Consider the following 15,533-nt stretch of genomic DNA (forward strand, 5'->3'; position numbering starts at 1 on the left):
AGATTATCTTTTATTTTTCCTAAGATTATACTTCTCTAAAAACTCAAGAATCATCCTATCATAAGCATTGGCCCCGATGGATTTCTTTTTAGAAAGAATTACTGGCACTTGTTTGGCAGTAGAGTCTATAAAGGCCATATCTCTAGGAATATAGGTATCAAAAACTTGGTCCTTAAAATTCTCTCTCATCAGTCCCAATATTTGATTAGAAAGTTCATTGTCTTCATCATGCATGGTCAGTAAAATACCTTCTACATAAAGCTCTGGTTTTAACCTTTTTTGAATAATACGCAATGTGCCGAGTATTAGCTCCAAACCCTCAATACCAAAATATTCACATTGAAGTGGGATAATTACAGAATCTGATGCCATGAGGCTGTTGATAGGCACTATACCCAAAGAGGGAGGGCAGTCTATAAAAATAAAATCATATAGGGGCTTTATGGGTTCTAGCTTTTCTGTAAGTATATATTCTCTTTCAGTAAAATTAACCAGCTCTATCTCGGCTCCAACCAAATGTGGAGTTGAAGGAATAAGGTCTAAGTTTGGGTAACCCGTACGAATTATACAATCTTGAATGGGACTCAAGCCCACTAAAGCTGCATAAATACTTTTATTGTCATATTCAGACTTTAACCCAAAAGCTACTGTACAGCTGGCTTGATGGTCAGTATCTATCAGCAGCACCTTGTAGCCACGTGCGGCCAGACCTGCTGATATATTTACAGCAGAGGTCGTTTTACCTACCCCACCCTTTTGGTTTGAAATAGCAATTACTTTAGGAAGCATCTATATTTTTATTGTACCACAAATTAATGCGTAAATTATACACCTAAGCGATAAAGTGCAGTTTAAATTTTAAAACGAACGTTTTTTGTCAATATTCCAAAAATATCAAAGACTCTTCATAAAAAAAACCACTTCTCAGTGGCCTTTAAATTATTTAATTTCGATAGTCTTTTCTATAGCTTCAAGCGAGGCGTTTTCGCCATAATCTAGCACAGCAAGTATAGAATACTTTCCTGGTTTGATAGTAGCCGGAATTTCTAATGGTATAACTCTCTTGCCTCCAGGAAAAACTGGAAATTCTTTGGCCTCCGTCGTAGTTTCTTGAGAGTTGGTCAGGTTAGTAATTTCTAGGTGACTTCTACCCGTAATCATGATTTTACCATTATTCTCTATTTCAAAATTATACATTCTTTTGTTTTCTTTCACCGGCAAAAGGCTAATAGCCTTTGCAGAAGGCTCCATAAGACTAGGTGGAGTCTGATAAACATGAATACCCATTCTGATTATTTCTTGAATGCTGGCCTTTGCTTCATTTGGTCCATTTGTTATAGGTTTTTTGAGGTTTGCACCTTGAATAAATAACATGGCCCATTTCATAGACTCTAATTCTTGTCCATTGTTTGGAGCCTGCATGGTCAAAGTTATTTCACCAGACTTGCCGGCTGGAATTTCTATGAAATTCTTATCAAAAGTTAACCAAGAAGCACATGAATATGGCTTCGTATTGGGTTTGAAATAATCATGAGCTCCATCCACTTTTCTATTCCAATCTCCAAGGCTTACCTCAAAAGACTGTGTTTTGGAGGAATTGTTGGTAATGGTAATCACCTGAGTTTCTGAAGAGCCTATATTTTGAAGATGAAACTCAACAATGGATGGATTGATGTTTATTTGCTGAGCACTTAAATCAAAAAAAGAAACAGAAATAAAGATCAAGAAAAAAAGACGTCTCATTTATAATATTTAATTTAATTTTTACTTTATTTTTACAAAACTATCTCTAAAAATCGAAATTGAACCTACAAAAAAAAACTTTAGTATTCATTTTGTTCGTTTTTCTTTCATTAGATAAAACCCAAGCACAGTCTTTTTCGTACGATTTGCAGTCATCAGCTTTATCTTTTGACTATTCCAATTTAAATAATTTCACATCACCCAGAACTATTCCAAAAGCTTTTACTCTAAATATAAGAAATTCAAACAGAGGAAAATACAATGTTTTTTGTAAAATTGTCTCCAATAGCAACGAAAACTTTGGAAATATACCTCTCAATTTATTTTCAGTCAAAGTCAACAGTGCGAATTTTACCATAAGCAGTTCTTATTACACTTCTTCCATTTTGGGATTGTCTGACGTGATAGTTGGAAATGTAACGGGAAGAGCCCGAAAAACAGATACCATTTATTACGACCTGATTTTAAACCCTATTGGCTTTAATTATGACCCAAACAATTACAATTATAGTTTTATTTTTACGGTAACTGAATATTAGTTAAATGTCAAACAACAAAACAATAATATTTTTTTTCCTTCTGTTTCCAAATTTAATTTTGGCTCAAGTTTCTATCTCCAGAACTGCCAATGCCAATGTCAACATAGTTTCTTATATGTCATTTGATGTAACATCCAATGGCCCACTGGATTTCAAATTCAACAACAATCAACAGCTTTTGGATGGCGTAAGCCTCAATAACAAGTTCAATGTCAATGTGGTATCAAATATCAACTGGATAATGAATGTTTCTACATTGACTTCTAATTTTCTGGCTATCGGCCCGCAGTCTAGTGCTCAAATGCCACCTGAAATATTGAGCATCAAAAAAAGCACTTCAAATTCCTTTATTCCACTTAATCATAGCCCCAACATGATTTGCTTAGGTTATAAGGGCGACCAAACTTCAACGAGTAATCAATTTAAAATGGACATAAAAGCTACACCTGGCTATACTTTTAACGGGGGCTCTTACGCTATTGTATTGATTTTCACACTCAGTGTTCAGTAACTTTATTCTTTCTTGATATTTATAGCTCTCTTTTTCTGAATAACTTTAAATTCAATCTCAGAATATTTTTCCTTTGTCAAATCTACCGTTAGAATTGACCTATCAACTCTAAATCCTTCCCCAAAAATATTGGTCGGTATCTGAATATTGTAAATGTCTTCACTTAGATTTATATAAAACTCACCCCTTTCATTGGTGGTAGACCTGAACATTTCTCCCTTTCTATTAACTGCAACCACCATAATACCACTCAAACTTTCTCTTACCTCTCTGTTAGAATTTTCTATTTCAAACTTCACCTTGCCTGCCACCATTCTAGTTTGCTTAAATGGTACACCTATTGAAATATTCCTATCTAAAACCAAAGTATCTACGCTACCTTCTTTTACCACCCAACCCTTGAGATTTTGAATCTTGCGATAATCAAGCACATAGTCGTCTCTTTCCATGTTTTTGAGATAAATCATACCTTTTTTGTTGGTTTTAAGAGGCTGGCCATTGACGTTCAAGGTAGCATCGTGAATGGGTTCCTCCCCTTTATCAAACAGGTCATTATTGTTTGCATCCTTAAAAAGAAACACACTAGCAGAATAATATTTCTGTTTAAAAATCAATGGAACATTAATGGTCTTTTTCAATGAAACATTGAGTGAAGGTGCCAACTTCGGTTCTAAAACATTGACATTCGCAAAAATATTCACGCTTGCACTAGCCTTTGGAAACTCAAAATAAATCTCATTACGCAACACAGTTGTAGGCTTTGAAAACACAGAGTTACTGTTATTGGTGATATTTATTCTATCAAAAAAAGTATGACTCTTGTTTTTTAATTCCCAAAAAACAGAAACATTGTGGGTGGTGGGTTCTAAATTTGCCGACACAAAACTAATATAGTCATAGTAAAAATTTGGTCCTAGTGTATAATTTGCATTTATTCCAAATGCTTTATATTTAAGTTGATAAAACCCACTGTAGGAGTCTCTTAATTTGTTATTATCAATTTCTTTTATCTTACTTTTCATATATCCTACTGTGGTAGACTGCACAAACTTTCCTTTATTTATCGTAAAATCTAAAGAGGATTTATAACCATCCATTTTACTCAAAAAGTTGTTTTTCTGGTATTGCTCTAAAAACGCAATCGTAAGTGTTGATCTTATGGAAAGTTTTGAGGCCTCAAACCTCACTCCATGTTCGGCAGTTTTAAAATTTACCTGAAATCCGCCTTCTAAGTTTTCTTCACTGAAAGGATTTCTAGAATTCGACTCGGAAAACAAAGCGAAAGAGGCTGCTTTAGATCCCATTTTTATTTCGTGACTTCCATATTGCACACCTTTCAAAATACCTGAAAATTTACTGCTGTAATATTGAAATATAGACTGAATATGGGCAAATTTAATTTTTGTCTCGAATCTATATCCGCCCATATAACCCAGTTTAAAGCTATCCGCTTCCATCTTTTTTTCGGTGCTATATCCACCAGATAATGTAAATAATCTACTCGAAGAATGTCTTTTTTCGTAATTATGCATACCAAATAAAGTCAACTCTTTCTTGTCAAAATCTTGAATAAAAAGTGCATCACTTGAAAGCGTCCTTTGTTCCTTTTTCCTATTATCCTGTCTGAATCCAATAATATTTGCGTTATTTATTTGGCTTTTGACACCATAAATCTCATATTCCTTTCTGGTGGCTGTTTTGAAGGTCATTTTTGCTCCATATCCATTTATCTGATAATTAAAAAACATATTTTGGCTTCCCAAACTCAAATCAAGTTTTTTGGTTTTATAATTCAATGAATAATAATGGCTATTTATAGAATAATCGGCATTGAATGAATTAGTCCTAGCTCTGAAACTTATTGACTTTTGCTTGTTTATGTTATAATTTCCGTTGATATCAAAAAAAGAATATCCTGAACTCTGCCCAAAGGCATTGATGGCAAAAAACTCAAAATCAACAGGTAATGTACCAAACTTGCTTTTGTTTCCTTGAATAATTGCAGAAGTAAAATATACATTTCCTGTTAGCATATTTGATTCGTTTTTGGCCTTTACAAAAAACGTCACTGTGTTAGAATTCGAGGTCTTCGCTCTAGATGCTACATAAACATTGATTGTAGTGTCTTTGCCTGGCCAAATCATAGCCTGAGTTCCTTCTGAGGCTAAACTTAATTTTAAATCCGTTTTAACACTTATCTCGAAAAGCTCTCGTTTGTTTCCATTGTTTTTTATTCTCAATTGAAATTTTGAAAGGCTATCTTTTTCTTCAATAAACAGATTGGAATTGACGAGATTGGCTGTCCAGTTTGTATTCTGTTTTATTTTCACATAAAAACTCTCGGAAACTTCTTTGCCTGAAATTGGATTTTTTATGAAAACAGTAATGGGGTAGCTCAAGTCACCTAAGGCAGATTTTGAAGCGGCAATTCGAAAAGGAATACTTAAAAATTCACCCCTCTTTACTTCTACACTTGGATTTGGAATGGTAACGAAGTTCCAGCCTGACGGCAATGAAAACCTCACTCCGAGCTTGAGATTTTGAGTAGAAGTGTTATTTATGGTTATTGAATTAAAAGCAAACTGGTTGGCTTTGATAAGAACAGTATCATTCAATACCTGCAACGAAAATTTCTCCATACCCATATTCTTCTGCCCAAACGCTACATTTTTCAATAGTCCAGAGAGCAGAAGGCAAAGCAAAGCAACAGTCGATATTTTTCGAACGGTTAGCATTTTTTGGGGTAAAATTTCTTATTTGTTCTAGAAAAGCGTAAACAGTTATTTAAGATATTAAGGAGCAGTTACAGTAAAGGTTATTCCCAAGGTATAGGTAGCAGGCGTAACATAGCCGGGATTTGCAATATAATCTATCTGAAATGTATTGGCACCAAACCCTCCTCTATCGCCAGTAGCAAGTGCTTGGTCTGTAGTGGAAAGTGCTATGGATGAAGTTCCTCCGTTTTTCCTCACCGAAAGCGTGCTTGAAAGCACATTTCCATCGCCTCCGCTAGTGGTAGCAAAATTTGCTGTATTGGCTTTTACACTTACCGTCCAAGGCTTATTTGACCTCACTCTGAGTCCAGCCGCCGAAAGATTGGTTTTCCCACTTTCAAAATCTGCGGCATTTGCAAATGTAAATCCAAGCACTTGAGTTGTATTGTCAAAATCAAGTTCGAGAATATTATTTATTGATAAAGTTACTGTGTGGGTTTTGGTAGTAAGTTGAGCCATAATATTTTGGCCATTAGCCACCACGAGCACTAGCACAAATAGTATCTTTTTCATTATATAGGAAATTAATGTTTGATCACGGTCAATTATTGATTTTATTAGGAATTCTGATTCTTATGGAGCTGTCACCGTAAAAGTTACACCTAAAGTATAAGAGGCCGGAGAAATATATCCAGGATTAGCAAAATAGTCAATCAAAAACGTATTTGTACCAAATCCACCTTTGGCTCCAGTGGCCAGTGACTGATCGGCAATAGTCAAAGGAATAAATGTAGTGGTTCCATTTTTTCGGATAGAAAGCTTGTTGGCCGACACATTGGCGTCGCCACCAGCAGTAGCTGCAAAGTTTGCTGTATTGGCTTTTACGCTCACGGTCCATGCCTTATTTGATCTTACCCTTAGCCCAGCTGCAGAAGAATTGGTTTTGCCAGTTTCAAAATCATTGGCAGCTGCAAAAGTGAAGGCCAGATTCTGAGTGGTATTATCAAAATCCAACTCTAAGATGTTGTTGATAGTGTAAGTAACAGTATGTGTTTTGGTGGTACCTTGAGCTGATACATTGAATAGAATGGATAGACACACGGCTACCGTTGTAACTAGTTTTTTCATTAAAAAAGCATTTAAAAAAGTCTAATTAAAAGACTTTTTGTTATAGGAAATCTGAACTAACCTAGCCATGAAGCTGGTCTTAATAAGTAGATTTCAATAACTATGCCAAAAAATATTTAATGGTATCAAAAACTTTGCAAGTAATTAAAAAACAATACTTTAATTGAACATAAAAGATAAAATCACAAATAAGTAATCAAGGTGTAGAAAGCGTGTAGGTTATTTCGATAGAATAGGAATCGGGCTTTACATATCCAGGATTTGCAATATAGTCTATCAAAATGGTGTTGGTATCAAAACCACCATTTCTGCCAGAGGCAATCGCCTGCTCAAAAGTTTCCAATGGATAATTCATTGTTGTGCCAGTCTTTCTAACCAACAATGCACTTGATTTAATATCGGTGTCGCCAGTTGACGAAGGTGTAAAGTTCGGAGAATTTGATTTTACATTCAACACCCAATTTTTATTTGAACGAACTTTTAATCCAGCAGCTTGGAAATTGGTTTTTCCATTGTCATAATCTGAAAGGGAATTGAAACTAAAGTCAGTATTGTTAATTGTCTCATCAAATTTTAGCTCTAAAATGGGGTGAGCAACAATTTTGACGTTGTGAGACACAGAACTTTGACTATATACAACAACAGAAAACTGCATAAAAAATGCAGTCACAAACACTATTTTTTTCATTTTTTTCCTGTTTAGCGTTTAAAAACCTACAAAAGCTAGTATTTACTAGCTATTTATAAACTTTTAATTCTTACAAACATAAAAAAAATAATGAAATAAAAAAAATAATGAATTACAAATTATTAAAACACGTTTAAGAGGGCATTATCATGCCCTCTTAAACAATATAGTATAATTATTTTTCCAGTATTATTGAGCTGAAATAGTGAAAGTTACCGGAATGGTATAGTTGTCAGGAGCAATGTAACCCGGATTCATTTTATATCCGAACTGAAAAACATTTCCAGAAACCCCCAAACCACCTTTAGAACCTGTTTTGATCGTGGCAGCTGTAGTCGCCAATGGAACATAGGTAGTACCATCAGTAGTAACAGTAAGCTTATTATTAGCCACTTCTGCATTATTTGCGGCGAGGTCAGCTGTAAAATTTGCTTGTGTAGTGGAAACCTGAACTTTCCAAGCTTTTGTAGAACGAACCTTCAAATTTCCGATTGGGCCTGAATCGATACCATCATCATACTTTGTTGGTGTGTCAAATGTAAATGTGTAGTCACCTGGAGTTTCAAAGGCAATGTCCATAACATTAGCAGCTACAATTTTCACATTGTGAGACGCAGTGGGAGTTGGTGCTTGAGCGTTAGCTGCAAATGCCAACAAAACAAGAGCGATTGATGTCAAAATTGACTTTTTCATAAATAATAATTGTTTAGTTTTTTTGGTTAGATCCACAATGGTTTTTTCCTGACAAATTTTCGGAACCGATTGATTCACTAAATCCTAGTTTTAAAATAATTTAATTAGCAGACGGTAGATTTTCTTAGAATAGTTCTACAATCCACAAATTGAACAACCAAAATTTATGCCATTATGAATAGAAAAAAAGAACTTAACGTGCAGAAGAAAAATTATTAAGCGGCATCAGGCGGACTTTTGAAGTAAAAAACAGAGTAAAAATAAACATAAAACACTCACAATAAAAACATTAACAAAAAATCACTACCTTTTAAAAATTGTGTGATTTAAAATTCTCAGAAATTTTTTTTTGAAAAATTGAATTGAAAAAATCAGGCGTGCCAATCTTTTATACTGCTCGAAATAACATTATAAACTCTGGCTAGGTCTTCATCATCTGCTAAATATGCAATCTGATTCTTGAGGATATTTTCATCTCTTCTTATGGCTGGACCAGTTTGAACATCGGCAGGGTGTCTTGCATCCATAGCTTTCTTAAAAGTCTCAGCTATGAGCGGCTTCAGTAAATTAAAGTCTAGCTCTTCAGCTTCCAATATTTCTTTCGACAAAGCCCAAAGATGATTTGCAAAATTACATGAAAACACAGCTCCAATATGCAGTACAGCCCTTTCTGAAGAATTTAGTAAGTAAATTTCTTTAGAAATCATCTTACCAAGTTCAACTAATTTCGCCTGCGTTTCATCATTTTCCGCCTCAATACAAATGGGAATATCTTCGAAATTTATATTTTTTCCTTTTGTAAATGTCATTATTGGGTAAAAAACACCAGCATTTACTTTCAAATCATGATAGATTTCAAGTGTCTTAACTATTACCTCCATCGGTCTAGAGCCAGAGGTATGCACCAAAATGGCATTTTCGGGCAGTATTATTTTCGAACAAATTTCTTCTATGGAGTCATCGCTAACACAAATAAAAAAAACGTCAGATTCGCTTTCAGAAAAATCTAGTTCGTCTGTGGCCTGTGTGTCGTATAAATCATCAGCCAGAAGAATGGCTTTGCTTATTTCACGACCGTATATTTCGTTTACTTTTATTTCTTGTTTCTCAAAAACTCTGGCCAAGTGCCAAGCCATATTGCCAGTACCGATGATAGAAATGTTCATTAGGGTCATAGTTTAAACCCCCAAAATACACACAAAATCAGAAATACCCAACCTTTCAGATTTTTGCTAAGAATTTTATAATGGTTTCGGTAGCTCCTGATTGAGATTTTACAAAATCTTCGGATGCAGATTTTATACTTTTAAGTCTTTCCGAATCTAAGCCCTCAAAAATTTCTTTGAAAGCTTCCATATCTTTTACAGGAAAAGCCACTTTACAGTCTATCAAACCTTTGGCCTCTTCAAATTTATGATAACGCTTATCCCCAAAAAATATCGGCACCCCAAAAACGGCAGCTTCTAGAATATTATGAAGTCCTTTTCCAAAACTTCCACCCACAAAAGCAAAGTATGCATACTGATACAAGGACGACAGAAGCCCTATGCTATCTATAATTAAAACCTGAGCCTCAGGAAGTATTTTGTCTTTAAAGTCTGAGTATTTGATAGCATTGAGTTCTTTGGCCCAAGTGTTTATTTGTGTTTCATGCAGCTCATGCGGGGCAATAATAAATTTTAATTGCGGATGACTTAATGCAAATGGAATCAGCACTTGCATGTCTTCTGGCCATGCACTTCCAACCACAAAAACTTGAATGTCTTTTACAAAATCAGCTATACCTTCTATCGGCTGAATCTTGGCCAAATTGTCTAAAACCCTATCAAACCTCGTATCTCCAGCTACCGTATAGTCCTGATAGTCAATGGATGCTAACAAATCTGCTGTTGTTTTATTTTGCACAAAAAGATGTTCGAACGAAAACAGAATTTCTCTAAAATAACCGCCCCATGTCTTGAAGAAAGATTGGCTTTCTCTTAAAATCACCGAAATACCGATGAGTTTTGTACCGTTTGAATGAAGTGCTTTTATGATATTGGGCCAGAATTCATACTTTACAAAAACAGCGATTTTAGGATTCACCATTTGTACAAAATGTTTTGCCTTTGACTTGGTATCGATGGGCAAATAACAAATAAAGTCCGCCAAAGGATAGTTTTTGCGTATTTCGTAGCCAGAAGGAGAAAAGAAAGTTAGTAGAATACCGAACTCTGGATTTTGACTTTTAAATGCCTCCAAAACAGGCCTACCCTGCTCAAACTCTCCCAAAGAAGCACAATGAAACCAAATAATTTCCTTGTCTGGATTTTGCTCTCTCCAAGTTTTTATATCTGCTAAAACACTTGGAATTTCTCTTTGTCCCTCCACAAACAATTTTGCCTTTGGACCAAAAAACTGTACAAAATAGCTAAGCTTATCTACTAAAAAGATAAACAAATTATATCCAAAACCTACCAGTGTATCAAAAACTTTCAAGAAGTATGTTGTTTAAGTTTTGTCAAAAATTAACTTTTGATATTCGGCAAAGAAATATTCATTCGGATAGCCAAGAATCTTATCAAGACTATGGCAGAGAACACCAAAATCTCTTTGTAGCTTTTCAAAAAATTGGAATTTTCTAATAAAAAATAAAGAAAACCACCTAATATGCAGGCCGTTGCATAAATTTCTTTTCTAAAAAGCGTCGGTATTTCGTTCAAAATAATATCTCGAATCACACCGCCGAAACAGGCAGTTATGGTTCCTAAAATTATGCAAGAAGGCCAACTGAGCCCAGCTCCTACCCCAACCTCAATGCCCTTAATCGTAAAAAAACCTAAACCGAGGGTATCAAAAAAAACCAAAGTTTTATCGAGTTTGTTGATTCTGTTTTTAAAAATGACAGTTAAAACCGAAACACTGACAATCAAAACCACGATTTTGGTATCCAGAAGCCATTTTACAGGAAATTGCCCCAAAAGTATATCTCTAAGCGTGCCTCCTCCCAATGAAGTCACAAAGGCTATCACCGCCACACCGAAAATATCCAGATTTTTCCGAATACCTGCCAAAGCTCCAGAAGCCGCAAAAGCGATGGTTCCGCCTATGGTTATGAAAGAGAATATTTCCAAAATTTCAGTAATTATTTCGTAAAATTAGAACAGTATTTTGAATAGATAAGGAAGAATGCCATAAATATCCTTTTTTGAACAAGATGCATTCTCTCCTTAAAAGTAATTTTCGTATCTTTGCACCCAATTTTTTAAACAGTAAAGTACAATTTTTAGGTGATGAGATATCCAGAGTACAAGGCGGTTAATTATGCTGAAATAGCGGACGAAATATTAGGTTTTTGGAAAGAAAACGAGATTTTCGAAAAATCTATTGAAGTTAGAGAAGGGCATCCGGCGTTTAATTTTTACGAGGGGCCACCATCTGCCAACGGCACGCCGGGTATTCACCACGTGATGGCCCGTACCATCAAGGATATTTTTTGTAGATATAAAACCCTTAGAGGCTTCCAAGTAAAGCGTAAAGGCGGCTGGGATACCCATGGTTTACCCGTAGAATTGCAAGTTGAGAAAGAACTCGGCATCACCAAAGACGATATTGGCAAGAAAATCTCAGTAGCCGAATACAACCAAAAATGCCGCGAAGCAGTCATGCGTTTTACTGACATTTGGCAAGATATGACCGACAAAATGGGCTACTGGGTGGACATGGAAGACCCTTACATCACTTATAAAAATGATTATATTGAGTCAGTTTGGCATTTGCTTAAGAAACTCTACGACAAAGGTTTATTGTACAAAGGCTATACCATTCAGCCGTATTCGCCAGCTGCTGGCACTGGCTTAAGTTCGCATGAACTGAACCAACCTGGCTGTTACCGAGATGTCAAAGACACCTCTCTTACAGCACAGTTTAAAGTTATTAAAAACTCAAAATCCGAGTTCCTTTTTGAAGCAGCCAACAATGGTGAAGTTTATATTTTAGCTTGGACGACCACACCTTGGACTTTGCCCTCTAACTCGGCTCTGACTATTGGCAAAAATATTGAATACGCATTGGTTAAGACTTTTAATCCTTACACATTTCTGCCAGTAAATGTAGTTTTGGCAAAAGACTTGATAGGTAAATATTTTTCAGAAAAAGGGAAAGACGGTGATTTTGAAGGATTTGAGGATTCAGACAAAAAGACTTTTCCGTGGCAAATATTGACCACATTCAAAGGCTCTGAAATTGATGGCGTAGAATATGAGCAGTTGATGCCTTATGTGCAGCCCAAGAGTTCTGCGTTTAGAGTTATCATTGGTGATTTTGTAACCACTGAAGACGGCACAGGTGTTGTTCATACGGCACCAACTTTCGGTGCAGATGACTTTAGGGTGGCTCAGCAACATGGAATTCCTGCTATCATGGTATTGGATGAAAGTGGAAAAGAAATGCCTCTGGTGGACAGAAAGGGAAGGTTTGTGGCGGAAGTAACTGACTTTGCTCTGGAATATGTAAAAGAAGCATACTACACCGAGCTAGAATTAGAAGCAGAAAAAGTAAAACAGAATAGAGATAAATATCTTTCGGTAGACGAAAGAATAGCAATAAAATTAAAAACCGAAAACAAGGCTTTCAACGTTCAAAAGTTCGATCACCCTTATCCACATTGTTGGAGAACCGACAAACCGGTACTTTACTATCCGCTTGATTCGTGGTTTATAAGAACAACAGCCGCAAAGGAAAAGTTAGTAGAACTCAACAAAACCATCAATTGGCAACCAGAAAGCACCGGAACTGGAAGATTTGGCAATTGGCTGGAAAACTTAGTAGACTGGAATCTTTCTAGATCAAGATATTGGGGAACTCCACTGCCGATTTGGAGAAGTGAAGATGACGAAGAAGTATGCATAGGCTCAGTTAAAGAACTTTTGGATAGTGTGGAAATGGCCATTTCCTCAGGGAAATTATCTGCGGAGCAGTTGGAGAAGAATAAGGCGTTTTTGGCAAACCTAGATACTGATAAATTCGACCTCCACCGCCCGTATGTTGACGAAATATATTTGGTCTCCACCTCTGGCAAAGTAATGGTTCGTGAAGCTGACCTCATTGATGTTTGGTTTGACTCTGGAGCTATGCCTTATGCTCAATGGCATTACCCGTTTGAGCAAAACGACACATTTGGTCAGTCATACCCTGCAGACTTTATCTCCGAAGGAGTTGACCAAACACGTGGTTGGTTTTTTACACTTCATGCTATTGCAGGCTTGCTGTTTGACTCAGTTGCATTCAAAAACGTAGTTTCTACAGGCTTGGTTTTGGACAAAAACGGTAATAAAATGTCGAAAAGGTTGGGCAATGCAGTTGACCCATTTGATACCCTAAAAAAATACGGTGCTGACCCAACACGTTGGTACATGATCACCAATGCCGAACCTTGGGATAATCTCAAATTCAATGCCGATGGTATTCAGGAAGTACAAAGGAAATTTTTTGGCACCTTGACCAACACCTACAATTTCTTTGCACTGTATGCTAATCTGGATAACTACCAAGTTGAACAGTTCGACAGAGTACCAAAAGAAAAACTTTCAGAACTCGACAGGTGGATTATTTCAAAAGTCTTTACACTAGTTAAAGAGGTGGGCGAAGAATTTGACGCCTACAACCCAACCAAAGCCGGTAGATTGATACAAGATTTTGTATGTGATGACTTATCAAACTGGTACGTAAGACTCAATAGACGACGTTTTTGGCAGGGTGAAATGACCGAAGACAAGCGTGCAGCTTACCAAACCTTACAGCACTGTTTGGCCGCAGTAGCACAGTTAATGTCGCCGATAGCACCATTTTATGGCGATTGGCTTTACAAAAACCTTACAGACCAAGTTAGAGAAGAATCTATTGAGAAAAACACACCATTTAAACACCAATCGGTGCATTTTACTGAATGGCATACTTATGACGAATTTTGGGTAGATGCAGAACTTGAAGAAGCCATGACTTTGGCTCAAAATATATGCTCTATGGTACATGCTTTGAGAAAGAAAAGTAGCTTAAAGGTTCGCCAGCCATTGCAAAAAATACTTATTCCAGCCACTTCTGCAAAAGTTAAGGCTCAAATAGAACATATTACTTCAATCATTCTTTCCGAGGTAAATGTAAAGAGTGTGGAGTTTTTGGATGATGAAAGTGGCATATTAAAGAAAAAAGTAAAGGCCAATTTCAAAGCCCTTGGACCAAAGTTTGGCAAAGACATGAAGGCAGTGGCGGACACCATTCAAAACATGAACGCTGAGGAACTTAAATCACTTGAAAAAACTGGCAGCATAAACCTCAACGGATTCGAACTTGCATTGAGCGATGTAGAAATTCTCACGGAAGACATCCCAGGCTGGTTGGTTGCGGTAGAAGGCGGTATAACGGTAGCTTTGGACATCAACCTCAGTGAAGAGCTCAAGCAAGAAGGCATTGCTAGAGATTTTGTCAACAGAATCCAAAACCTTAGAAAAGAAAGCGGTTTTGAGGTAACTGATAAAATAGCAATTCAATTAGAAAACACCAATGAGGAAGTATCGAAAGCAGTGAATAATTTCAAATCCTATATTTCTACAGAAGTGCAAGCCTTAGAATTAGAAATAACAGACCTTGTTTCAGATGCGGTGGAGGTAGAAATGGACGAAATAAAACTAAAAGTAAAAATAGTTGTAAAAAAGTAAAAACCTAAGGGCTTAATTTTAAATAGCTTAGAAAATACTTTAGAAAAATACATAATTTTTTTTCGTAAAGAGTATTGACAATAAAAATTAAGCCCTTATCTTTGCACCACGTTTAAGAGAAACGCAAACGGTTTGGTAGTTCAGCTGGTTAGAATACCTGCCTGTCACGCAGGGGGTCGCGGGTTCGAGTCCCGTCCAGACCGCAAAATGAAAACACAAAAGCCTTATAGTCAACAGATTGTAGGGCTTTTTTTATGCTTTGGTGTAAAATAGGGTGTAACAAATCGCTTTTTCTATCCTTTTTTCTTGACTTTGGGTAGAGATGAATCTTTAGAAAGAAACCCATCTTTGACAAAACATAAAAATCAAAAATTTTGAAACACCGGCTTAGGCTCTTTCTGCTTCATTATTACTGCTTTCAAAATCTTGAATTAACTGAAATATTAAAATTTTCAAATCAACTTTTGCAAGTCTTACCTATATACAGACCCTTGAGATTTTCATAAAACTTTTCTGAGCGATTAAAAATGATTCCCCTAATATTTTTCTTTTTTAAATACTGTATCCGCAATCAGTAATTAAAACAAATCTGCAATCTTCAATTATGCCGTTTTGTTCTAATTGAAACTAGAAAAAAATCCTTATTTTCCAATTTTATATACCAAATTCAATTAATAGCAAATTAAAAATTTGATCCCATAATAGACATTCCAGATATTTTTCAAAAAAAATATCTGCAACAATTCCAATATGATACCGCTTAAAAACTAAACAATCAAGCAACAAGTTAAAAACACCATAAATTGCACATTTTTAGTAAAA

13 protein-coding genes and 1 tRNA gene are annotated in these 15,533 nt (G+C 35.9%); 4 read left to right on the plus strand and 10 right to left on the minus strand.

The annotated features are described in order from the left end of the window. Positions 1–3: 3 nt before the first annotated feature. Together EGI26_RS01205 and EGI26_RS01210 are read right to left on the minus strand one after the other, a co-directional pair. A complete protein-coding gene (locus EGI26_RS01205) occupies positions 4–789 on the minus strand; it encodes a ParA family protein (protein WP_255075793.1) in 786 nt (261 codons plus the stop codon). A gap of 150 nt (positions 790–939) precedes the next feature. After that, positions 940–1,743 carry a molecular chaperone gene (locus EGI26_RS01210; RefSeq protein WP_255075794.1) on the minus strand — a complete coding sequence of 268 codons (804 nt, stop codon included), beginning with the start codon at positions 1,741–1,743 and terminating at the stop codon, positions 940–942. A 59-nt stretch (positions 1,744–1,802) separates the two neighbouring features. On the opposite strand from EGI26_RS01210, the gene EGI26_RS01215 reads away from it, so the two are divergent. After that, positions 1,803–2,282, plus strand: coding sequence for a hypothetical protein (locus EGI26_RS01215; RefSeq protein ID WP_255075797.1), 480 nt, complete (start codon positions 1,803–1,805; stop codon positions 2,280–2,282). A 4-nt stretch (positions 2,283–2,286) separates the two neighbouring features. Continuing rightward, the gene (locus EGI26_RS01220; RefSeq protein ID WP_255075799.1) at positions 2,287–2,793 is read left to right on the plus strand and encodes a hypothetical protein; all 507 of its coding nucleotides are present in this window, start codon (positions 2,287–2,289) and stop codon (positions 2,791–2,793) included. A gap of 2 nt (positions 2,794–2,795) precedes the next feature. On the opposite strand, the gene EGI26_RS01225 is transcribed toward EGI26_RS01220, so the two are convergent. The 8 genes from EGI26_RS01225 to EGI26_RS01260 form a co-directional block, all read right to left on the minus strand. Next, on the minus strand, positions 2,796–5,528 hold the full coding sequence (locus EGI26_RS01225) for a hypothetical protein (protein ID WP_255075801.1): 2,733 nt from the start codon (positions 5,526–5,528) through the stop codon (positions 2,796–2,798). Between the two features lie 57 nt (positions 5,529–5,585). Next, on the minus strand, positions 5,586–6,080 hold the full coding sequence (locus EGI26_RS01230; RefSeq protein ID WP_255075803.1) for a hypothetical protein: 495 nt from the start codon (positions 6,078–6,080) through the stop codon (positions 5,586–5,588). Between the two features lie 60 nt (positions 6,081–6,140). Beyond that, positions 6,141–6,635: a hypothetical protein gene (locus EGI26_RS01235; RefSeq protein ID WP_255075804.1), complete on the minus strand. Its 495-nt coding sequence runs from the start codon at positions 6,633–6,635 to the stop codon at positions 6,141–6,143. 196 nt (positions 6,636–6,831) lie between these two features. Next, entirely contained in the window at positions 6,832–7,323 is a 492-nt protein-coding gene (locus tag EGI26_RS01240; protein WP_255075805.1) for a hypothetical protein, read from the minus strand. Between the two features lie 189 nt (positions 7,324–7,512). Then, positions 7,513–8,016 (minus strand): hypothetical protein, encoded by a 504-nt coding sequence (locus EGI26_RS01245; RefSeq protein ID WP_255075806.1) that lies wholly within the window; start codon positions 8,014–8,016, stop codon positions 7,513–7,515. A gap of 371 nt (positions 8,017–8,387) precedes the next feature. Then, entirely contained in the window at positions 8,388–9,182 is a 795-nt protein-coding gene (locus tag EGI26_RS01250; protein WP_255075807.1) for a Rossmann-like and DUF2520 domain-containing protein, read from the minus strand. A 55-nt stretch (positions 9,183–9,237) separates the two neighbouring features. Further along, positions 9,238–10,494: a 3-deoxy-D-manno-octulosonic acid transferase gene (locus EGI26_RS01255; protein ID WP_255075808.1), complete on the minus strand. Its 1,257-nt coding sequence runs from the start codon at positions 10,492–10,494 to the stop codon at positions 9,238–9,240. A 29-nt stretch (positions 10,495–10,523) separates the two neighbouring features. After that, on the minus strand, positions 10,524–11,129 hold the full coding sequence (locus tag EGI26_RS01260; protein WP_255075810.1) for a trimeric intracellular cation channel family protein: 606 nt from the start codon (positions 11,127–11,129) through the stop codon (positions 10,524–10,526). Between the two features lie 159 nt (positions 11,130–11,288). On the opposite strand from EGI26_RS01260, the gene ileS reads away from it, so the two are divergent. Both ileS and EGI26_RS01270 read left to right on the plus strand, forming a co-directional pair. Continuing rightward, a complete protein-coding gene (ileS, locus tag EGI26_RS01265; RefSeq protein ID WP_255075811.1) occupies positions 11,289–14,711 on the plus strand; it encodes an isoleucine--tRNA ligase in 3,423 nt (1,140 codons plus the stop codon). A gap of 129 nt (positions 14,712–14,840) precedes the next feature. Continuing rightward, positions 14,841–14,914 (plus strand) — tRNA-Asp (locus EGI26_RS01270). Positions 14,915–15,533 lie beyond the last annotated feature (619 nt).

It is taken from the genome of Lacihabitans sp. CCS-44 (genome assembly GCF_024343735.1).
In the GTDB taxonomy this organism is placed as follows: Bacteria; Bacteroidota; Bacteroidia; order Cytophagales; family Spirosomataceae; genus Leadbetterella.